18 protein-coding genes are annotated in these 22,356 nt (G+C 64.3%); 8 read left to right on the top strand and 10 right to left on the bottom strand.

Annotated elements, in window-relative coordinates; translation table 11 throughout:
- Window positions 1-30: 30 nt before the first annotated feature.
- On the bottom strand, window positions 31-1,497 hold the full coding sequence (locus CH278_RS09495; protein WP_032371394.1) for a CCA tRNA nucleotidyltransferase: 1,467 nt from the start codon (window positions 1,495-1,497) through the stop codon (window positions 31-33).
- A 101-nt stretch (window positions 1,498-1,598) separates the two neighbouring features.
- Between CH278_RS09495 and CH278_RS09490 the strand changes: the two genes are divergently transcribed.
- From CH278_RS09490 to CH278_RS09455, 8 genes are all read left to right on the top strand, one after another.
- The gene (locus tag CH278_RS09490) at window positions 1,599-2,174 is read left to right on the top strand and encodes an NUDIX hydrolase (protein WP_032373580.1); all 576 of its coding nucleotides are present in this window, start codon (window positions 1,599-1,601) and stop codon (window positions 2,172-2,174) included.
- Window positions 2,175-2,176: 2 nt separating this feature from the next.
- A complete protein-coding gene (locus CH278_RS09485; RefSeq protein WP_256991927.1) occupies window positions 2,177-4,579 on the top strand; it encodes a DUF6049 family protein in 2,403 nt (800 codons plus the stop codon).
- Complete coding sequence (gene murJ / locus CH278_RS09480) at window positions 4,576-8,766, top strand: murein biosynthesis integral membrane protein MurJ (RefSeq protein ID WP_179274539.1); 4,191 nt, start codon at window positions 4,576-4,578, stop codon at window positions 8,764-8,766. Before CH278_RS09485 ends, murJ begins: the two co-directional genes overlap by 4 nt.
- 99 nt (window positions 8,767-8,865) lie before the next feature.
- Window positions 8,866-9,447: an RNA polymerase sigma factor SigM gene (gene sigM / locus CH278_RS09475; protein ID WP_045841535.1), complete on the top strand. Its 582-nt coding sequence runs from the start codon at window positions 8,866-8,868 to the stop codon at window positions 9,445-9,447.
- A 59-nt stretch (window positions 9,448-9,506) separates the two neighbouring features.
- Entirely contained in the window at window positions 9,507-10,262 is a 756-nt protein-coding gene (locus tag CH278_RS09470; protein WP_094621764.1) for a hypothetical protein, read from the top strand.
- Between the two features lie 125 nt (window positions 10,263-10,387).
- The gene (trxB, locus tag CH278_RS09465) at window positions 10,388-11,377 is read left to right on the top strand and encodes a thioredoxin-disulfide reductase (RefSeq protein WP_032371600.1); all 990 of its coding nucleotides are present in this window, start codon (window positions 10,388-10,390) and stop codon (window positions 11,375-11,377) included.
- Window positions 11,378-11,423: 46 nt separating this feature from the next.
- A complete protein-coding gene (gene trxA / locus CH278_RS09460) occupies window positions 11,424-11,756 on the top strand; it encodes a thioredoxin (protein ID WP_008711582.1) in 333 nt (110 codons plus the stop codon).
- Window positions 11,757-11,894: 138 nt separating this feature from the next.
- The gene (locus tag CH278_RS09455; protein WP_032367629.1) at window positions 11,895-13,088 is read left to right on the top strand and encodes an N-acetylmuramoyl-L-alanine amidase; all 1,194 of its coding nucleotides are present in this window, start codon (window positions 11,895-11,897) and stop codon (window positions 13,086-13,088) included.
- A 37-nt stretch (window positions 13,089-13,125) separates the two neighbouring features.
- Here the strand turns inward: CH278_RS09455 and CH278_RS09450 are convergent, their stop codons facing one another.
- From CH278_RS09450 to rpmH, 9 genes are all read right to left on the bottom strand, one after another.
- Window positions 13,126-13,806 (bottom strand): hypothetical protein, encoded by a 681-nt coding sequence (locus CH278_RS09450; RefSeq protein ID WP_032367628.1) that lies wholly within the window; start codon window positions 13,804-13,806, stop codon window positions 13,126-13,128.
- 235 nt (window positions 13,807-14,041) lie between these two features.
- Window positions 14,042-15,118: a ParB/RepB/Spo0J family partition protein gene (locus CH278_RS09445; RefSeq protein WP_032367627.1), complete on the bottom strand. Its 1,077-nt coding sequence runs from the start codon at window positions 15,116-15,118 to the stop codon at window positions 14,042-14,044.
- 3 nt (window positions 15,119-15,121) lie between these two features.
- The gene (locus CH278_RS09440) at window positions 15,122-16,123 is read right to left on the bottom strand and encodes a ParA family protein (protein WP_094621763.1); all 1,002 of its coding nucleotides are present in this window, start codon (window positions 16,121-16,123) and stop codon (window positions 15,122-15,124) included.
- Between the two features lie 76 nt (window positions 16,124-16,199).
- On the bottom strand, window positions 16,200-16,877 hold the full coding sequence (gene rsmG, locus CH278_RS09435) for a 16S rRNA (guanine(527)-N(7))-methyltransferase RsmG (protein WP_032371601.1): 678 nt from the start codon (window positions 16,875-16,877) through the stop codon (window positions 16,200-16,202).
- A gap of 2,667 nt (window positions 16,878-19,544) precedes the next feature.
- On the bottom strand, window positions 19,545-20,228 hold the full coding sequence (locus CH278_RS09415; RefSeq protein WP_256991928.1) for a Jag family protein: 684 nt from the start codon (window positions 20,226-20,228) through the stop codon (window positions 19,545-19,547).
- 25 nt (window positions 20,229-20,253) lie between these two features.
- Window positions 20,254-21,345, bottom strand: coding sequence for a membrane protein insertase YidC (yidC, locus tag CH278_RS09410; protein WP_094621759.1), 1,092 nt, complete (start codon window positions 21,343-21,345; stop codon window positions 20,254-20,256).
- A 4-nt stretch (window positions 21,346-21,349) separates the two neighbouring features.
- Window positions 21,350-21,679, bottom strand: coding sequence for a membrane protein insertion efficiency factor YidD (gene yidD, locus CH278_RS09405; protein ID WP_027495003.1), 330 nt, complete (start codon window positions 21,677-21,679; stop codon window positions 21,350-21,352).
- Window positions 21,676-22,056 carry a ribonuclease P protein component gene (rnpA, locus tag CH278_RS09400; protein ID WP_032367623.1) on the bottom strand — a complete coding sequence of 127 codons (381 nt, stop codon included), beginning with the start codon at window positions 22,054-22,056 and terminating at the stop codon, window positions 21,676-21,678. Before rnpA ends, yidD begins: the two co-directional genes overlap by 4 nt.
- 30 nt (window positions 22,057-22,086) lie before the next feature.
- Complete coding sequence (gene rpmH, locus CH278_RS09395) at window positions 22,087-22,230, bottom strand: 50S ribosomal protein L34 (protein ID WP_026347786.1); 144 nt, start codon at window positions 22,228-22,230, stop codon at window positions 22,087-22,089.
- Between the last annotated feature and the right edge of the window lie 126 nt (window positions 22,231-22,356).

The raw sequence follows: 22,356 nt of genomic DNA, 5'->3' as shown, positions 1-22,356 counted from the left end.
ACGAAGTTCCGCGCACGTGCGCGGGACGCGCTACTGCGTCGGCCACCACTCGAGCAGCGCCGCTTCGGCGTCCTCACGTGAGAGTGGTCCCCGATCGAGGCGCAGTTCCTTCAGGTATTTCCACGCCTTGCCCACGTCGGGACCTGCGGGAATGCCGAGCAGCTCCATGATCGCGTTGCCGTCCAGGTCGGGACGAACCCGCGCCAGGTCCTCCTGCTCGGCGATGCGGGCGATGCGCTCTTCGAGATCGTCGTAAGTGGCTTGCAGGGCAGCCGCTCGACGCTTGTTCCTGGTGGTCGAATCGGCTCGAACCAGCTTGTGCAACTTGGGCAGTAGCTCGCCGGCATCGGTGGCGTAGCGACGCACCGCCGAGTCGGTCCACTGACCCTTGCCGTACCCGTGGAATCGCAGATGCAGGAACACCAGATGCGAGACGTCCTCGATCATCTTCTTCGAATACTTCAACGCGCGCATACGCTTTCGCACCATCTTGGCCCCGACGACCTCGTGGTGGTGAAAGCTGACGCCGCCGCCGGGCTCGTTTCGTTTGGTATCGGGCTTGCCGATGTCGTGCAGCAGTGCGGCCCAACGCAATACGAGATCGGGGTCGCCGTCCTCGAGGTCGATAGCCTGCTTCAGAACCGTCAACGAATGCCAGTACACGTCCTTGTGCTGATGATGCTCGTCGATTTCGAGCTTCATGTTCGGCACCTCGGGAATGATCCGCTGAGCCAAACCGGTCTCGCACATCACGTCGATGCCCTCGATCGGGTGGGCACCGAGAATGAGCTTGTCCAGCTCCACCTGAATGCGTTCGGCGGTGATGCGGTCGATCTGATCGGCCATGTCGACGATGGCGCTGTGCACCCGCGGCAACAACGAGAAACCGAGTTGCGACACGAAACGAGCCGCGCGCAGCATCCGCAGCGGATCGTCACCGAACGACGTTTCCGGTGCCGACGGGGTATCGAGAACGCCCTCGAGCAACGCGTCCATGCCGCCGAGCGGATCGACGAACTCCTGCACGCCGTCCGCACCCAACCGCACGGCCATGGCGTTGACGGTGAAATCGCGTCGAACGAGATCTTCTTCGAGGCTGCTGCCGTACTGCACCTCGGGGTTACGCGAGACCTGGTCGTACGAATCGGTGCGGAACGTCGTGATCTCGATCTGCTGGCCGTCCTTGGCCGCACTGATCGTTCCGAACGCGATGCCCGTATCCCACTGATGGTCCGCCCACCCGGACAGCAGCGTCTGAACGACCTCCGGCCTGGCGTCGGTGGTGAAATCCAGATCGGTTCCCAAACGACCGAGAACCGCGTCCCGAACGGACCCACCGACGAGGTAGAGCTCGTGGCCCGCGGCCGCGAACAACGCGCCCAGCGGGGTCAATACCGGCGCGAGTTCACGCAACGTCACCGCAGCTGCAGCCAGCAACCTTTCCCGGCGCGCATCGGCGTGCTCGGGGGAAACGGAAGACAGGGACTGATCGGCCACGGTGGAAGAGCCTACTGGCGCAGTATCGACCGGATCGTCTCGGCCATCGGCCACGGTGCGGCAAGCCGGAGCGGGGCGCCGAGGCAACTAGTATGGATCGGGTGTCTGCTGCCGAACGTGCGAACAGGAGCCGCCGCAACCCGCGGCGGCGTCAAGCACGCGCCGACACCGAAGCACCCAAGCTGCGGACCGTCCGAGAAACCTCTGCCGGAGGCCTGGTGGTCGACGGCCTCGACGGCCCGCCTGCCACCCGCTGCGCAGCCCTGATCGGCCGCACCGACCGGCGCGGACGCCTGCTCTGGTCCCTGCCCAAAGGACACATCGAGCAGGGCGAAACCGCCGAGCAGACGGCCATGCGCGAGGTCGCCGAGGAAACCGGCATCCGCGGCACCGTACTGGCGTCGCTGGGAAGCATCGACTACTGGTTCGTCACCGAAGGCCGCCGAGTCCACAAGACCGTTCACCACTATCTCCTCCGCTTCCTGGGCGGTGAACTGTCCGACGAGGATCTCGAGGTCACCGAAGTCGCCTGGGTACCGCTGAGCGAACTGCCGTCCCGACTCGCCTACGCCGACGAACGCAAACTCGCCGCCATCGCCACCAGACTCATCGAGGACATGAACGGCGAGCAGACAACCGGCGGCGACACGAACGCACCCACGCCCGGCGGGAAGTGATCGTGCGGGCCCGGAAGGTCGCTGCCGCCGCATTGACCTCGTTTTTCCTCGCTGCAGCGCCGGCCGTCGGCACCGCAGCACTGGTACCCCAACAGCTCCCTACTGCCGCGGCGCAGCCAGATTCCGCCGGAGACACCAGCGGCACCACCAGCGCCGTTCCCGATACCCCGGTGACGCAGTCCGGCGATCCGTTCCTGACGCTGAGCATCGACACGGTCGCCCCCTCGACGGTCACCACCAGCAGCGATCCGTTCGTCACGGTTCGCGCGACAGTGAAGAACACCGGCGATCGACGCGTCGACGACGTCAGCGTTCGCCTACAGGGTGCGGCGGCCATCGACACGACGTCCGGTCTGCGGACCTCGCTCACCCTCGACCAGGAAAGATTCGACCGCGTCGGGACTTTCGTCACGGTCGCGGAGTCGCTGGAGAAGGACCAGAGCCGGCAGTTCGATCTGTCGATGCAGCTAAGAAGCAGTACCGAGCCCTCCCTCGGGATCGAGGCTCCCGGTGTCTACCCCCTGCTGCTGAACGTCAACGGAACCCCCGAGTACGGCGGGACGGCTCGACTCGACGACGCCCGCTTCCTGCTACCCGTCGTGGGACTGCCGCGGAATCCCGGTCAGCTCGACCCCGCAGCGCCCGACGCGATGCCGCTCCCCCCCAACACCCGGAATCCCGTAGCGATGACGGTGTTGTGGCCACTCGCCGACATTCCCCGTCTCGCAGCCGGAATCCCCGGTTCCATCGACGATCGAGTGCGTTTGATCGACGACGACCTGGCGACCCAGCTCGCCGCTGGTGGTCGGCTCGACACCCTGCTCAAAGCCCTGGAATTCGCGACGCAGCCCGGTCTCGATCCCGACGGCAAACTGGCGTCGAGCCTGTGCATCGGCATCGATCCCGACCTGCTGGTCACCGTCTCGAACATGACCCGCGGCTACCTCGTCGTCGACAACCCGGCCGATCCGGCCAGCTCCGCGCGGGAGGGCTCCGGCAGCGGGGCCGCAGCCCAGTGGTTGACGCGGCTCGAGGCACTGGCGTCGAACACGTGCGTGACGGCCCTACCGTTCGCTCAGGCCGACCTCGCCGCCGTCGCCGACATCGGTGATTCCTCGCTGCTCAGCAGCGCTGTCGCCGCCCCGGCCGACATCGTCGACGGCATCCTCGGCATCAGTTCGTTACGCGGTTTCACCTGGAGTGCCACCGGCGGCGTCGACGCGGGCGCTGCGGACGCGCTGAGATCGTCGGGAACCGGGACCGTCCTCGTCGCCGACAACAGCATCAGCCCACCCACGTCGTCGCCGACATCTCTGCTGGTGTCCACCGACACCGCGCCGACCGCCGCCGATCCGACGGGTGCCTTGGCCGCCACCCACTACGACTCGGCGACCACCGCGGCACTGGCCGGCGTCGGGACGACCCCGTCGACCCCGGCCTTGACCCCGGCGAATCAACGCTTCGACCTGGGCACCGACTCCCGCACCGCACGGCTGCAGGACGCCCTCGGCGCCATCAATTTCCACGCCCTCGTCGGTGCCGATCGACCCGGCCGCACGGTGACCGTCGCACCGCCGCAGTACTGGACCGCGGGAGGAGACGAACCGTCGGCAATCCTGTCGACGGTGTCCTCGCTGTTGCGTTCGGGCCTGGCGACGCCTCGCCCGCTGCCCGGCCTGATCACCGAGCCCCCCACCGGAATCCCGGTGACCAGCATCGATGTACCGACCGGCCTCGATGCGTCCGCCATCGACACGGTGCGAACACAGAGCGCACGCGTGGACACCCTGGCGCAGTCGCTGGTCGAGGATCCCCAGTCCGCACTGACTCCGCGCCTGTACACCGCCCCGCTGCGGGAGGACATGCTCCGCGCCCTGTCGACCGCGGGTCGCGCCAGCGCCGAGGGCGAGGACGCCGCGGCCATGGCACGCACCCGTCTCACCGCGACCCGCGTCGGACTCGACACCGTCTACGGATCGGTGACCGTGCTGGCCCCGGGCGGCGTCTACACACTCGCCTCCGAGCAGAGTCCGCTGCTGCTCGTGGCCCGCAACGACCTACCGGTGCCGGTCAACGTGCTCCTCCGAGTGGACGCGCCACCGGAGATGACGATCAGCGACGTCGGTGTGACCCAACTTCCGGCGCGCGGATCGCGAACCATCACCGTGCCCGCCGAGGTGGACGACAAACGCAATCTGTCGGTCGACTTCTCCGTCACCACCCTCGACGGCACCCGGCTCGGCGAGGTATCGACGGTGTCGGTTCGTTCGAACGCATACGGTCAAGCTCTCGCGATAATTACCGCCTGCGCCGGAGCGCTCCTACTGTTGCTTGCAGGCCGACGACTCTGGCACCGATTCCGAGGACAACCCGACCCGGCCGACGAAGGGTACGAGAGACCATGACAGGCAATGTGCCGTACGACGGCGACCTGCCCCGGTCACGCATGCCCGCAGCGCAGGTGTTCCGGCGCACGACGCCCCCACGCCCCGCCCCCTGGGAGCGGCAACCACGACCGGAGATGCGTTCCTATCCGGCACCGCCCCCGCTCGACGGTCAACCGGCAGCGGACGACTCCGCAACTCAGCTCATCCCACGGTTCCGGGACGAGGACTACCCACCCGCCGCGCCGTCAGGGAACATTCCTCCGCCGCAGACACCACCGGGCGGCAACGAGTCACCACCGCAGCCCGAACCCAGACCTCAGAAATCGTTGCTGGCCGCGTCGGGCTCGATCGCCGTTGCGACCCTCGTCAGCCGGATCACCGGATTCGCCAAGCAAGTAGCCATGACGGCCACCCTGGGTGCCGGCCTGGCCAGTGCGTTCACCGTCTCGACGATTCTCCCGAACATGATCTCCGAGCTGGTGCTCGGTGCCGTCCTCGGAGCGATCGTCGTTCCTGTCCTGGTACGCGCAGAACAAGAGGACGCCGACGGCGGACGTGACTTCGTCCGACGCCTGTTCACCATTGCGGTCGCGCTGCTCGGCACCGTGGCGTTGGCCGCAACCATCGCTGCGCCGCTGCTGGCGCGTCTGATGCTCAACGGTGATCCGAAGGTCAACGAGGACCTGACCATTGCCTTCACCTATCTGGTGTTGCCTGCGCTGATGTTCTACGGGCTCTCCGGCTTGCTCACGGCGGTGCTCAACACCCGACAGAACTTCAAACCCGGTGCGTGGGCACCGGTGTTCAACAACCTCGTGGTTCTTGCGGTGTTCGGCATCTACTTCCTGATGCCGGGTGAGATCACCGTCAATCCGGTCGACATGACGAACCCGCAGCTGTTGATCATCGGCCTCGGCGTCACCACCGGTGTCATCACGCAGGTACTGGCGCTGATCCCTGCGCTTCGCCGCGAGAAGATCGACCTGCGCCCACTCTGGGGGTTCGACGCGCGCCTGAAGAAGTTCGGCGCGATGGCGGCCGCAATCGTGCTCTACGTCGTCATCAGTCAGATCGGTCTGATCGTCGCCACCAACATCTCGTCGGGAGCCGACGACGCGAGCCCCACGATCTATTCCCAGGCCTGGATCGTGCTGCAGTTGCCGTACGGCATTCTCGGCGTCACGGTTCTGACGGCGATCATGCCCCGACTCAGTCGTAATGCCGCCAACGGTGACACGCCCTCGGTCGTCGACGATCTCTCCGTCGCCACTCGGCTGACGATGGTCGCGATGGTCCCGATCGTCGTGTTCCTGACGTTCGCGGGGCCGTGGGTGGGCGAGGCGCTGTACGGGTTCGGCAAGTTTGCGCCCGACGCCAACCGGCTGGGTGAGGCCGTGAGCTGGTCGGCGTTCTCCCTTATCCCGTACGCGCTGGTCCTGATCCACCTGCGCGTGTTCTACGCCCGCGAGCAGGCCTGGACGCCCACCTGGATCGTCCTCGGCATCACCGCCGTCAAGATCGGCCTGTCGTTGCTCGCCCCGATCGTCGCAACCGATCCGGAACAAGTGGTGCTGCTCCTCGGCACCGCGACCGGCCTCGGCTACACCGCAGGTGCCGTCATCGGCGGATACCTGCTGCACAAGAGCCTTGGCAACCTGCGGATGGCCAACGTCGGGAAGACTGTCTGGCTGGTTCTCATCGCCTCGCTGGCCGGCGGCGCAGCCATGCTCGCCATCGACCGGATCGTCGGATTCGACGCCATGGCGAACGGCTGGATCGGCAACTTCGTGCGCGTCGCGATGGACGCCGTCATCATGCTCGGCATCACGTTCTCCATCCTGTGGTTCGGCAAGATTCCCGAAGTACTGGCCGTCACCGTCGCGTTGAGCCGGCTCGTCCGCCGGGTCCTCGGACGGTCGGCCCCGCCCGCGCCTGTGACGTCCGGTTCGGTGCCGGATCCGGCTGCCGCGGAAACCAGCGTGATTCCTGTTATTCGAACCGAGCCCACATGGGACACTGCGCGGGATCGACTCCCGTACCCTGGTCAACGGCACCCGGGGGCAGACGCCCCTGCAGGTCGACCGCTTGTAGAACAACACGGGGCATATTCGCCTGAAGGAGTAACAGTGACCGACGACGATGTTGCTGGGGGGCCGGCACAGTCTCCAGCAAACGAAGCCGACCGAACGAGCGGCGGAGTCGAAGTCGACACCCAGGACCGCACCGAGCCCGTGAAGGCCGAGTCTGCTGCGTCGTCGAAAGCACCCGAGTCGAAAACACCCGAGTCGAAGACAGCGGACTCGAAAGCACCTGATTCTTCGGAGAAGCCGAGCACACCCAGCACGCCTGAGTCGGCGGCAGCGTCAAGTGCCGAGGCCACCGAGAAGAAGGAAACCAACGCGTCCGCTCCCAAGGATCAGACGATCGCGATCTCCAAGGCAGCGCTGGCGGCCAAGCCGTCGGACAAGACCGTCTCCATCTCGAAGGCGAAGCTGCCGGTCGACGACGCGAGCAAGGCCGAGCCGAAGACCGACAGCACACCGGTGGAGGCGACGAAGAAATCGGCTGCAGTCGACACACCAGTAGCACCGAAGCCGACAACGGACAAAGCTGCCGAAAAACCAGCCGAGGACCAGTCCACCGCGGACGCCCCCGGGCGCACCCTTCGCGGACCGACGCTGATTCCCGGTGCTTCGGTGGCCGGGGGACGCTACCGCCTGTTGGCACCGCACGGTGGAGCTCGCGGGCTGAAGTTCTGGCAGGCCCACGACGTCAAGCTCGACCGCGAGGTCGCGTTGACGTTCGTCGACGCCGATCAGCAGTCCACGGCGTCACCCAACGACCGCACTCAGGGCCCGCAGGCAATCCTGTCCCGGACGCTGCGCCTCGGTCGGATCAACTCTCCCGGCCTCGCCCGGGTGCTCGACGTGGTGCGCGGTAGCTCCGGCGGCATCGTCGTCGCCGAGTGGACTCCCGGTCGCTCGCTGCGCGAGATGGCCGATACGGTTCCTGCCCCCACCGGTGCCGCTCGTGCGATCAAGGTCCTGGCCGCCGCGGCCGAGGCTGCGCACCGCAGCGGCGGCGCGCTGTCGATCGACCACCCCGATCGCGTACGCATCAGTACCAGCGGCAACGCCGTCCTGGCGTTTCCCGCGACTCTGGCGGACGCCGACTCCAGTTCGGACGTCCGTGGTCTCGGTGCCATGCTCTACGCCCTGATCACTGCACGCTGGCCGTTGTCGGACACCACCGGAGAAGCCGTCGTTCCCGGTGACGCGGCATCCCTGCGCAGCGTCGGCGGCATGCGTCCGGCCGATCGGGACGACAAGGGTGCGCCGCGCGAGCCTCGCGAAATTCGCCCCGACGTTCCGTTCGAGATCTCTGCCGTCGCGGTACGAGCGCTCGAGCAGAACAGTGGCATTCGCACCGCCGCGACGGTGCAGCACGTTCTCGATCAGGCCGCGGTGGTCAACGACAAGACCGATCTGATGCCGGCACTGCGACTGGGCCAGCGTGCCCCGGGAGCCAGCGGTCACTCGCTCGCAGACCCGGAAGAGCTGGCCGCAGAGAAGGCGAAGTCGACGCGAACCAACATCGCCATCGCCGTTCTCGGCGCTCTGACGGTGCTGATTCTGGCGTTCGCCGGCTATTGGTTGTTCACCTCCATCGCGGGCGACAACACCGATGCGCCGCTGGACAGCCAGGAGTTCGGGCTGACGACCCCGGCTGCCGCACCGCCGGCCGGCGACACCGCTGCGCCCCCGGTGCCGACGGGTGGACCCGTCGCGATGAGCGATGTCAGCGTCTTCTCCCCACAGGGGTCTGCAGACAACCCGGGCACGGCATCGAACGTGATCGACAACAACCCCAGCACGGCCTGGACCACCGACTCCTACTTCCAGCAGTTCCCGGCACTGAAGAACGGTGTCGGACTGCTCGTCACCATCCCGTCGTCGACGTTGAAGAACGCGTGGATCGAATCGACGTCGCCGGGAACGGTCGTCGAGATCAGGTCCGCTCCCAACGATTCACCGAGCCTCGGCGACACCACGCTGCTCGGTGAAGCCACTCTGCAGAACGGCCGCACCGACATCGCGCTCGACGGCACCGAACCCACCGGCAACGTCCTGGTGTGGATCACCACCCTCGGAGAGCAGGGTGGCCGCATCGCTACCTCGATCTCCGGGATCGGTTTCGACACGTAAAACCGGCGATACAGAGGCAAATCGCGTTCGTTTCGTACTTCGCGGTATCGATGGCCTAGGCTCCCCCCAATGCGTTAACACGGGGGGAGCCGTTTTCGTATGACCGAACGTATCGATTCGGCGCTGGGGGAGCGCACGGATGCGGAATTGTTGGCTGCTCATGCAGCCGGTGAGCCGACCGCATTCGCCACGTTGATCCATCGCCATCAGGAACACCTGTGGCTCACGGCACGCCGCACGAGCTACACACCCGAGGACGCATCCGACGCGTTGCAGGAGGCGTTGCTCTCCGCGCATCGAACGGCCGGGTCGTTTCGCGCGGACGCTGCAGTCCGCAGTTGGTTGCACAAGATCGTCGTCAACGCGTGCCTCGATCGCATTCGCCGAAACAAGGCACGTCCGTCGGTTCCGTTGAGCGAGAACGAGAGTCACGAACCGGTGTCGCCTCGGGACCGAATCTCCGAATCCGAGACCAGCATCCTCGTCCGACAGGCCCTGATGACGCTGCCGCCCGACCAGCGAGCGGCGGTGGTCGTCGTGGACATGGAGGGTTACTCGGTGGCCGACGCCGCAGCGTTGCTGGGGGTTCCCACCGGTACCGTGAAGAGTCGATGCGCTCGCGGCAGACTCAAGTTGTCGACGCAGCTCGCATACCTCAAGGACGCAGGGAACCGAATCTAGACCCCTCGCGTCTAAACCTTGTGAGAGGGAAAGAAGACTCGGCGAAGGGAGGCAGGAACGTGTCGTCGAACACCGACGCTCTACCCGGTGCCCCGTTCTCACCCGAGTTGCTGGCCGACCTGCATGCAGATGCACTACCCGAGGACGTCAGCAGTCGGCTGTGGCCGTTGGTGCGTGCCGACGCCGAGGCGATGCGAATCCTGGCGACACTGGACACCGTCACCGCTCGGCTGCACGAGTTGGGCGAGGATCCGAACGGCACGATGCCCGTTCCCGCCGACGTCGCCCGGCAGATCGATCGCACCCTCGAGACCCTGGCCGACACAGAGTCGGCGGACCGTACCGCCGATGTCCTTCCGCTTCGCAGACCTCCACGTAGCGCGCGTACACGCCGGCACGTGATCGTCGGAATCGCCGCTGCTGCAGCACTTCTCGCGGGTGGTTCGGTCACCTTCGCCGCGGTCCTGCACAGCCCGGGCACGTCGGATCCCGTCGTAGCCGAGCCGGGGACCACGCCACCCGACTCGTCCCTCGTTCTCGATTCCACCGATCTCGACTCGAACGTTGCGTTCACCGTCATCGGTAAACGAGACTCCGGCAGCCTGTCGGATCCGGCAGACCTGGCCGCGTGTCTCGACGCCAACGGCGTGGACCCCGCCGCCGTTCTCGGATCCAGTCAGGTTCGAATCGACGGCCGACAGGGAACTCTCCTCGTCCTCTCCGGGGCCGGGCCGGCGCAGTTCATCGCTCTGGCAGTGGGCAACGATTGCCGCGGCGGTAATCCCGATGTCCTCACGCGTCGCGATATCGGCTGACACATCTCTCACCGGGGAACAACTGCCTCTAGGGTGGTGTTGACCAGATGTACGTCGATAGGCAGTGCTCAGTGCACTTTCGCGTCGACGCCAAGAACACGCCGCACAAGATCGGAAGGTCTGCATTGAGTACCCCCAAGGTTCACGATCTCATCATCGTCGGCTCGGGACCGGCCGGATACACCGCCGGTGTCTACGCGGCCCGCGCAGAGCTGGAGCCCATCCTGTTCGAGGGAACCCAGTTCGGCGGTGCCTTGATGACGACGACCGAGGTCGAGAACTTCCCCGGTTTCCGCGAGGGCATCATGGGCCCCGATCTGATGGAACAGATGCGCGAACAGGCGCAACGTTTCGGTGCCGACATCCGCACCGAGGACGTCGAGGAGCTCGAGTTGACCGGGCCGATCAAGACTGTCTCGGCGGGCGGCGAGACCTACCGAGCTCGCGCGATCATTCTCGCGATGGGTGCAGCCGCTCGGTACCTCTCCATTCCCGGTGAGGAGAAGCTCCTCGGACGCGGCGTCAGCGCATGCGCCACCTGCGACGGGTTCTTCTTCCGCGACCAGGATATCGCCGTCATCGGCGGTGGCGACTCGGCAATGGAGGAGGCAACCTTCCTCACGCGCTTCGCCCGCAGCGTGACGATCGTGCACCGCCGCAGCGAGTTCCGCGCGTCGCGCATCATGCTCGAGCGCGCCAAGAAGAACGAGAAGATTCGTTTCCTCACCGACACCAAGGTTCTCGAAGTGCTCGGCGACACCAGCGTCACCGGCCTGTCTCTGGAACATGCAGTCACCGGCGAGAAGACGACTCTGGACGTCACCGGGATGTTCGTGGCGATCGGCCATGATCCTCGCAGCGAACTGGTCAAGGGCCAGGTCGAACTCGACGATGCCGGATACGTCAAGATCGCATCGCCCACGTCGGCCACCTCGGTCGAAGGGGTGTTCGCTGCCGGCGACCTCGTCGATCACGTGTACCAGCAGGCCATCACCGCTGCGGGTACCGGCTGCACCGCATCCATCGACGCCGAGCGTTGGCTGGCCGAGCAGGGCGACATCACCACCAACACACTCGAGCACGCCGATCAGCCGGTCGACGCCGTCAACGCCTGACCGGTAGACCCACCACCTGTTGCAGACCCACACCGAGGAGATTCACATGTCCGACGACAAGAGCACAGTCACCATCACCGACGCGTCGTTCGTCGACGACGTTCTGACCAGCGAGAAGCCCGTTCTGGTCGACTTCTGGGCCACCTGGTGCGGCCCGTGCAAGATGGTTGCTCCCGTGCTCGAGGAGATCGCTGCCGAGCACAAGGACAAGCTGACCATCGCCAAGCTCGACATCGACGCCAACCCGCAGGCGGCTCGGGACTTCAAGGTCATGTCCATCCCGACGCTGATCCTGTTCCAGGGTGGCAAGCCGGTCAAGCAGATCGTCGGCGCAAAGGGCAAGGCCGCGCTGCTCAAGGACCTCGAAGGCGTTATCTGACTCACCCACGCTTGGTGTGGATTGCCGCAGAAGCCTGTCTTTCTGCGACAATCATCTGATGTGCCGATGCTTGCGTCGGCACATCAGCGCATCGAAGTGCGTGTAGACCGTCAGGACGATCGAGAGGGTTTTTCCAGGATGCAGGAGCTCAGTCACGGCGATTCCGGACCCGCCGTCGCCGAGGTCCGCGGCACTCTCTCGGCACTCGGTTTCCTCCACGAGGCCGTGGTTCCGCCCGGCCCGATGGACGACGGCCACTGGACGGCCCCGGGATCGGTGTTCGACCGGGCCCTCGACGGTGCCGTGCGCGCGTTCCAGCAGCATCGCGGCTTACTGGTCGACGGTGTCGTCGGACCGGCCACGTACCGCGCCCTCAAAGAAGCGTCCTACCACCTCGGTGCCCGCACGCTGATCTACCAGCTGTCCGCTCCGCTGTACGGCGACGACGTCGCTACCCTGCAGACACGCCTGCAGGACCTCGGTTTCTACAACGAGCGCGTCGACGGCTTCTTCGGTCCGAAGACGCACGAGGGCTTGTCGTCTTTTCAACGCGAGATCGGTCTGGCACCCGACGGTATCTGTGGTCCGGCGACACTGCGTTCGCTCGACCTCCTCGGAACCCGCGTCACCGGTGGATCGCCCCACGCGATGAGCGAAGAAGAACTCGTACGCAAATCCGGCCCACAGTTGACGGGTAAGCGAATCGTCATCGACCCCGATCTCGGTGGTGCCGACACCGGCCGCATCGTCGACGGCACATTCGGACGCGTCTCCGAATCGGAAATTCTGTGGGATCTGGCCAGTCGTCTGGAAGGCCGAATGGCGGCGACCGGAATGGAAACGTTCCTCTCTCGTGCACGGGGCACCAACCCGTCGGTGGCCGACCGCGCGGAGACCGCCAACGCCTGGGGCGCAGATCTGATGATCTCGCTGCGCTGCGCGTCGAGCACCAGTCCTGTGGCCAATGGAGTGGCCAGCTTCCACTTCGGTAACTCGCACGGATCCACCTCGATGATCGGCCAGGTCCTCACCAGCTACGTGCAACGCGAAATCGTGGCTCGCACACCACTTCTCGATTGCCGCAGTCACGGCCGCACGTGGGATCTGTTGCGGCTCACCAACATGCCGACCATCCAGATAGACCTCGGCTACCTCACCAACGAATCGGACGTCGAAGTACTGAGCGATCCGCGATTCCGCGACATCATTGCCGAAGCAGTCCTGATCGCCGTCAAGCGGTTGTACCTCCTGGGTCAGGACGACCAACCGACCGGCACGTTCACGTTCGCCGAACTACTGGCCGAGGAACTCGCAGCCGCCGACCGTCCCTGATCGACGGCGCCCCGAGCCACCGGTCGGAGCCCGTTGTTCAGCGAGCTCCGACCGTCGACTTCTGTTCGATGTCGACCACCGAGATACTCGCCGCCACCAGCAATTGCTCGAGCGCCGATTCGACATCCTGCTTCCACCCGTGATCGCGATCCAGTTCGAGGCGGAGTCTCGGGAACCTGTGATGCGGCGCCACCACCTCGAAGCCGACCTTCTCCAGAAAGTCGGCGTCGATCATGCATGTCGCAGCCGAGCACGTCGCATGTGCCGTCGCGTTGGGAATTGCCGGCGACGCGTCGTCCGCATTGTGGCGAATGCCGAAGGCCTCCAAGGCACGAACACCACGATTGACGAGATCGCCGACCACGGCCTGAATCAGGGTTGCCGAGTGCAGATCCGCATCGGCCGGGGAATCGATACGAAGCTGGGTCAGTAGGACCGCGTCGGGACTGACGGGCGAAGTAGGGAAGGTCGACGCCCGAGGAACTGCGCGGGGCGGGCAATACAGCGCACACCCGATCGTGTCGCCGTCCACGGACAACAGCTGCCCACACGATCCCCACTCGAGCATGATCGTCGACAGCCACACCTCGTTCTCGAATTCGAGGTCCACTGCCGCGCCGTCGGACATGGGATCGAGGACCCAGAAGCTACACCGCCGAGAATGTGCCGGCAGATGTTCGAACGAGCCGAGGGTCACTCCGGTCACCATCGCCGACACCGCGTACCTCAGCCTCCGTGCAGTCGTTCCACCGCTCGATTCTCGGTGGGGAGCCGATTCTCTCCTCGACCAGGATAGGCGACGGGGTCGCGCTACCTGGTGATCGGGGAAGATCCTCGAAACCTAGTGCATCACAATAGTTTTCGGTCCAACTTGCCGTTTTCGGGACCACTCATCGTCGATATACGTCACAGTGACGTTACGCCCTGGTATGACTGGTCCTGAAAAAACGTGGCTACTTTTTCTTCTGAGCTTCCATCATCTCGACGATTCTCTGAAGGTCGTCGACCGACCCGAATTCGACGACGATCTTGCCCTTTCGCTTACCCAGACTCACTGTCACCCTCGTATCGAACGAATCCGAGAGGCGATCGGCCACATCCTGAAGGCCCGGCATCTGGATCGGCTTGCGCTTCGCCGCCGGTTCGGGGGACTTACCGTCCTCGCGATTGGCGAGAGTGACGGCTTCTTCCGTCGCTCGAACCGAGAGACCCTCGGCCACGATGCGCGCAGCCAACGATTCCTGTGCATCCGATCCCGCGTCCAACGACAGCAGTGCGCGTGCATGTCCCGCCGACAGAACACCGGCTGCGACACGCCTCTGTACCGGAATCGGCAGCTTCAGCAGACGGATCATGTTGGTCACGACGGGGCGTGACCGTCCAATTTTTGCCGCGAGCTCCTCGTGCGTCACATCGAATTCCTCGAGCAGCTGCTGATATGCGGCTGCCTCTTCGAGGGGATTGAGCTGTACGCGATGGATGTTTTCGAGCAGTGCGTCGCGCAGCATTGCGTCGTCTGCGGTTTCCCGGACGATCGCGGGGATCTTCTCCAGGCCCGCTTCCTGGCTCGCGCGCCACCGCCGCTCGCCCATGACGAGTTGATACTTGGCATCTCCTGCAGCTGCAGAACCGGATACGAGGCGCACCACGATCGGCTGCATGAGACCGAATTCGCGAATCGAGTGCACCAGTTCGGCGAGGGATTCGTCGTCGAAGACGTGCCTCGGCTGCTTGGGATTCGCCTCGATTCGGTCCGGCGAAATCTCGCGATACACGGCACCGACGGGGGAGAGGTCGTCCCCGTTCAGCACCGGCGGCGTCGGAGTCGGCGCCGTTGCGGTCTCTGTGGTGTCGTCCGATGACGCTGCCTTCTTGGGCTTCGTCGACGTATCCGGCTTGTCCTTGGCGTTTCGGTCGGCACCGATGATCACGTCGGCTGCTGCATTACCGAGGCGCGGTCCGGCATCGGGGCCCGTGGGAATGAGCGACGCGAGTCCGCGCCCCAGACCGCCCTTACGTGCTTGACTCATGTCCTACTTCTTTCGTGCGTCGATGCCGGCCGAGCGAGCAGCGAGCTCTCGTCCGGCGTCCAGGTAACTCATTGCTCCACGCGAACCGGGGTCGTAATCCAACACCGTCATGCCGTACCCGGGTGCTTCGGAGACCTTCACACTGCGCGGAATCACGGCACGGAGCACGGCATCACCGAAGTGCTTCCGCACTTCCTCGGCGACCTGATCGGCCAGTTTGGTGCGGCCGTCGTACATCGTGAGGATGACGGTCGAGACGTGCAATTCAGGATTGAGATGGGACTGAACCAGCTCGATATTCCGAAGCAGCTGCCCCACACCCTCCAGTGCGTAGTACTCGCATTGAATGGGAATCAGCACCTCGGTGGCCGCCACAAGCGCGTTGACAGTCAGCAGACCGAGTGACGGTGGGCAGTCGATGAGGATGAAATCGGCGTCGAGTCCGGCCAACTCCTCGACCGACAACGCCGTCTTGAGGCGTCCTTCCCGGGCCACCATCGAGACCAATTCGATCTCCGCGCCAGCAAGGTCGATCGTTGCCGGGATGCAGAACAACCGCTCACTGTGCGGACTCTGCTGGATCGCGTCTTTGGCCTTCACTTCGCCGATGAGCACCTCGTAGCTCGACGACACACCGGAATGATGTTCGACGCCCAGTGCCGTGCTGGCGTTGCCCTGAGGGTCCAGATCCACCACCAAGACCGTCAGGCCCTGGAGCGCGAGTGCGGCTGCGAGGTTGACCGCCGTCGTGGTCTTGCCGACGCCACCCTTCTGATTCGCAATCGTCAGCATGCGGCGCTTCGCCGGCTTGGGCAACGTCACCGATCCCGGGTGAAGGACCTGACTGGCCCGGTGCGCGGCGGCCCCGATCGGGGTGTCGTCGGTCGAAATCGAGTTGGTGTACTCGAAGCCACTCGTCACCCCCGCCTTGTTGGCGGCTGCGTTCGACGACTTCTTCTTGGACTCTGTTTCACGTGAAACAGCGGGATCCGACCCACCCGACATATGTGCTCCTTAGTGCGGAACTGAATGTGTTCTACGTTCGATACAAACGGCGCGGGGCGATTCCCGCAATCGATCATCAGTGGCGACTGAGCCGCCGCGGCTCACGGACTGCCCTGACGACGATGGTGGGTGTCGGGAGAAGACCGACACCGCACTCCACGACCTCCAGCTTGCCAGCACCCATACGGGTGAGGGAAGTCCTGTCGCGTTCGATCTCCTCACTCGCGCTGGAACCCTTCAGCGCGAGCATCCGGCCGCGTTCGTGAACGAGGGGGAGAGACCATTTGGCGAGCTTCTCCAGCGGGGCCACAGCCCTCGACGTGACGACATCCGCGCCGCCGGCTTCCTTCTTCACGCCGGGCTGCTCGGCCCGCCCACGTACGACCAACACGTTCAGATCGTGCTCGTCGATGAACTCGGCCAGATAGACGGTTCTCCGAAGAAGAGGCTCGACGAGCGTCACCCGAAGATCCGGTCGAGCGATGGCAAGAGGGATACCGGGCAGACCGGCACCGCTTCCGATGTCGACCACAGTTTCGCCCTCGTCGATGAGCTCGCCGATCGCAGCGCAATTGAGGATATGCCGCTCCCAGAGTCGCGGAACTTCGCGTGGACCGATCAGCCCCCGTTCGACTCCGGCGGTAGCCAAGGACTCGTGATATCTCCGAGCGAGATCCAGTCGATCTCCGAACATCTGCTCGGCGACGGCCATCAACTCGGTGCTATCCGACGCTTCTTGTTCCACGTGAAACATCATCCCGTGCTCGGGCACGGATCGCCAAACGACACCTCTGTAAGTCAACGAGATTGCGAGGTTCCGGGAGTGGAGTCCCGATTTGCTGGGTGGAGCACACCAGGACCGCCGTCTGCGCACCCACTCCGATTCGACGGTTCATCCTGCCCGACACTTCTGCCTTCCGGAGTACGCCGGTGTTTCACGTGAAACCGAGCCACGGTCCGACGGCTGGGGAGGCGACGGTTGCGTGCGTAGGAACAGACCAACCCGATGTCCGCAGCGCACTCCAACGAACCCACGTATTGATAGATATCGCGTTGGACTTCTCGGCCCGGCGATGGTCAACGAGATGCCCGTACGGCCAGAGCCATCCGGTACGAGAGCCCTTCCCTTCCCCCCATCCGATGGAGAGCGTCAGACTAGGGAGTCGAAGTGAGTCGCTGTCCTATGCCCACCGCCGTCGTAGGTCCTCAGCCGGGCCGCCTATGACCGTTGCTTCATGGACACTCGGCGCATCCGCCAAGGGAAGCACCCCACCGATACATTGACCCGACCACCATCACGGGTCCCACAGAATCCGGCGATCCAATGAGGCCACCCCAAGGACGGCGTGGGGGACAGCGTTCAGTGAAAGGCATCCGCCATCCCCGCCCAGGTTTTGAGCAACCAATTCGTCGAGACGAGTCGTTCTCTGATGGCCGTCTCCGTGCTGTCGGACGTCGCCCTCCGCTGTTTCACGTGAAACCGGACAGCTAACACTCTGGCCGGACGCGTCGGCGGATTCTTCGTCCGGCAGCTTCTGAGACTTGATCTCGGACTCGACTGAGCCCACCACACGTCGACCTCGTGGTCGACCGTGGCCTCGCCCCACACCACCCATCGCGAGCCGACTCCATGCGCCACTCGTTGGGACCGGCTGTTGCGAGCCCCCGTCGTGGGATCGTCGGGCGATTGGCACCCACGCTGTCGGATACAACCGAACAGCTTCGGGCATCGTTTGTCCTGTCGCGAAATGTCGCGCGGCTCGGGCTGCTCCTCGCACCCGCCTACCGCCGGCTGTCGCGAGCACCGGTCGACCGGTCGCAAGATCGACGCCCGGTTCGGACTGCTCCTCGGGCCGGGCCCGCCGAATGTCGTGAGCATCGGCCGGAGCGTATTCAAAAGCGTCGGACGCCTCGAAAGCAAGATCGTGCTTTAGATCGTGTTTCACGTGAAACACGATCCAAGTCTCTGCGGGTCACGTTCGCCGTCGACTTCGCCGTAGTCTCGATGACCGTTAGTCGCCCTCGGCGCCAAGTTCTACAACGGGTCTTACCGACGATAAGTCTGGATGTCAGATTGGCAGGCGACCCTCGGGTGCCTCCGATCAGTTGGACCACTTCACCCGCAGACGCAATTCGAAGACGACGACTGCACGGCGATTGAGGGCGGCAGCGTCGATCCCTCCTCGAGCAAATGGGGTCGGACGCATAGAGCGAGCCGGCACCAGTCCAACCGAGCCCAGTCTCGATAAGTGACAGCCGTCCAAGAGACCCGACTGTTTCACGTGAAACACGCACACGCGTCCGCTCCCCTCGTAAGTCACCCGGGGGGAGGTGGTTCTCCCTACGCGACCGTCGTGTCCATGATGCGACGCCGGGGCGCACCCACGATGGGTGATCCTGCGTTCGCAGACATTCGCGATCCGATGCTGGTGTATCGAGTCCCGCTGAGCGTGAAGCGACCGAAGGTGACTACGAAACTGCCGGCCGCCACACGTCACGCCATGGTGAACCACCCATGCTCATTCGACCTAACCTGCGCCGTCACCGCGCCGGACACTCCGCCGTCGCAATCCAGAACAAGGTCATCACAGAATTCACCCAGACAGATCCTGCTACACCTCATGCCTCCAGGAGTTCGCGCAGCACGCACAGCACGGTCACAACCCACCGTCCGTCGATGGGCTCTCGTCGTCATCCGATAGCGTCTCGGCAATTGGGGAGTACACCTTCTTCCGACACGACAGCAGAGTTCGCGGTCATGAACTAACCCGGTGTGCCAGGCCGATACACGGAGGCCCGCCTGCCGTGTCATCGCGCAATGGGCCACGGTGACGAAGTCCCCGCTGCGAGCGCGCATCGCGGCAAGGGAACCGACGGTCGTGTAGTCCGCTGTACCACCGTGGCTGGTTCCTTCCTCGGACTTGGAACTGAGCAACCACGTGCGTTGACGCCGACAGAACTATGCAGGCGCTTCTCAGCGTCTGCACGATGGGTGGTCGCGGCTACTCGCAACCGGCTGGGGTCCAAGAGTTGGTTGACACCCGCGACCTCGCCGAACTGCGAAGCAATCCTCGATCATCGGCTGTCGACGCACCGGGGCCGGAATCCGGTCGCGTGATCGAAGTGCGTATGACCGCCAGAAGGGGGAGCCGCCTCGACCTATCGATCGACATCTGCCTCAGCGTTCGTTTCACGTGAAACATCGTCCGTCACGTGGAATCACGGACAGAGCCGCCCTGCAACCACCCGTCACAGTGACGAAAGCGTCCGATACTGCTGGGCCCTGTATTTTTCGTTCTCGGAGCCCGTCCGATCGCTAACACCCAAGGCAAATTACATCCATGCAATTCAAGCCCGAGCTTTCAACACAAACGACGATGGCCCCCACCGAAGTGGGGGCCATCGCTTGTCGAAAGTGTCGCTATGCCTTGACGACGACTACCCGTCGAGCGGGTTCGACGCCGGTGCTTTCGCTCGCAACGCCGTCGATCTTGGCGACTGCGTCGTGCACGATCTTGCGCTCGAACGGAGTCATCGGAGTCAGTTCCTCACGCTCTCCGGATTCGAGTACTCGACGTGCTGCTTCGGCACCCAGGTTCCCGAGCTCGGTGCGTCGCTTGGCACGCCACCCGGCGACGTCGAGCATCAGCTTGCTGCGCTCGCCCGTCGACTGCTGCACAGCCAGACGGGTCAGTTCCTGCAGAGCGTCGAGTACCTCGCCCTTACGACCGACGAGCTTGGCGAGATCGTCTCCGCCGTCGATGCTGACGATCGCGCGATCACCCTCCACGTCGAGGTCGATGTCTCCGTCGAAGTCGAGCACGTCCAAAAGCTGCTCGAGGTAGTCGCCGGCGATTTCGCCTTCCTCGACCAAGTAGTCCTCGTCGTCTTCGTCGTCCTCACCATCATCCGAATCCGCAGCGTCATCGACACTCGTGGGAACCGACGGCGTCTTCTGTACGGCGTCGCCGACGGTTGCTTCGTCGTCGGACTCCGTCTCGACGGCACTCACCTGATCGGTCTCGACCATCACGTCACCCACTCCATCCCCAGCTGCTGCGTTCCGTACTTCGTCGTTCTGTGCTTCTTCGGCGTGCGCTGCCATGTTCGTCCTTCTCTCGACGTGTCGGTCAGCGCCGCTTGCGCTTGGTCGACTTGTTCCTGTTCGCCTGCGGTCGCGGTTTGCTCGGCGTGGCAGACCCTGACGAAGAGTCCGTCCCGGTGGTTCCAGCATCGGTCGAGGACTCTTCACCTGTCGGTGCCATCTTCGAGAGCTTCGGCCGAGCACCGGGCTTGGGCTTCGCTGTCGAGACCGGCTTCACTCCGGGCTTGGGCGCATTCTCCGAGCGCTTCTCGACGGCGGCCGCTACCTTGGCGGCCTCTTCCTTGTCGATCTTGCCGAACACCAGGTGCTGCTGCGCGTAGGTCCAGGTGTTGTTGCTGACCCAGTAGAGCAGGATGGCGACGGGCAACAGCGCACCGAACACCAGAACACCCAGCGGGAACACGTAGAGGGCGAGCTTGTTCATGATGGCGGACTGCGGGTTTGCGGCCGCGGCGGCGCTCTGCCGGGCCACGGACGCACGTGAGTTCAGGTGCGTCATGACGGCCGCAATGATCATCAGGGGAATGGACACCGCCGCGATGACCCACGTGGACGGAATGGTCGCGTCGGGACCGACGGCGAAGGCGTTGAGCTGATCCTGCGGCATCGTGATCCACGCCGAGATGGGAGCGCCGAACAGGCGGGCATCCAGGAACGACTGCACATCGGCAACGCTGAACGCATAATTCGAGAGTTCGCGGTTCTCTTCCGGACTCAGGCCGAGCTGCCCCACACCGGTACCGGTGCGGTTGAACGAACGGAGCACGTGGAACAGGCCGATGAAGACGGGTGCCTGTGCCAGCACGGGGAGGCAGCCCATCAGTGGGTTGAAGCCGTGTTCCTTCTGCAGCTTCTGCATCTCGACGGCCATTTTTTGCTTGTCTTTGCCGTACTTCTTCTGCAGCGCTTTGATCTGCGGCTGCAGTTCCTGCATCTGCCGCGTCGTGCGGACCTGCTTGACGAAGGGCTTGTACAGGATCAGCCGGAGCGTGAAGACGAGGAAGACGACGGACAATGCCCAGGCGAAGCCATTGCTGGGATCCTGGAACACAAAGCCGAACACCTTGTGCCACACCCAGAGAATCCAGGCAACCGGGTAGTAAATGAAGTCGAGCACGGCTCTATGTACTCCTCTGTTCTTCCACTCGCAGGAGATCGTGGTGTTCTTCGGTTTCGGTCAGCTCGGTGACGGTTGCGCGCCACCTACCGGGTTCGGGCACCGGGTCCCAGCCTCCAGAGTGCCAGGGAGCACATTTGAGGAGGCGGACGACTGCCAGGAGCGAGCCCTTCGGCATCCCGTGCACCTGGAGCGCCTCGATGGCGTATTCACTGCAGGTGGGGGAGAAGCGACAGGTAGGGGGCCGCATCGGGGACACATAGGTCCGGTACAACACGATGCAGTAGACGAGAGTTCGAGCAGGAATGGAACGAAGGTTGCCCATGAATGTCATGACGGCGGACCCTTCGGAGCTTCGAGTAGACCGAGCTTCTTCAAACCTGAACGCAGTTGAACGTGTAGATCTGCCGAGGATGCATGCGCAGCACCCGGAAGTGCTCGAATGACCACGTCGGTGTTCACCGCGAGCCCGTCGATCACCTCAGCACAGATATGCCGAAGCCGGCGCGCAACTCGATGACGAGTTACGGCCGGCCCGACTGCCTTGCTGACGATCAATCCGAAACGTGGCCCATGAACGGTGGATGCGATGTCCTGCTCGTGACGCGCAACTGCGTGTACGACCAGGTCCGATCTACCCATTCGGCGTCCTCGACGCATCACCACGGTGAAGTCACGTGCGCGATGCAGCCGATTCGGCTCAGGAAGCATCCCGAGCTCCAAGCTTCGGACGAACGGATATCAGGCTGTGAGTTCTTTGCGGCCCTTGCCGCGACGTGCGGAAACGATTGCACGACCCGCACGGGTACGCATACGAAGACGGAAGCCATGAACGCGCGCGCGGCGGCGATTGTTCGGCTGGAACGTCCGCTTGCCCTTGGCCACGGTCAACACTCCTCGAGATTCGACGACGCCGATCTGTCGGCGCCTGCTGTAAAGGTTCTCAGCGAGTTCGGATGAACTCGCTAGCCTCCCGAGCGAGAAATCCGAGTGAAGACAGACTGTGAGCAG

It is taken from the genome of Rhodococcus sp. 05-2254-5 (assembly GCF_002258575.1).
Lineage (GTDB): Bacteria > Actinomycetota > Actinomycetes > Mycobacteriales > Mycobacteriaceae > Rhodococcoides > Rhodococcoides fascians.
This window is presented reverse-complemented; position numbering and strand designations above follow the sequence as displayed.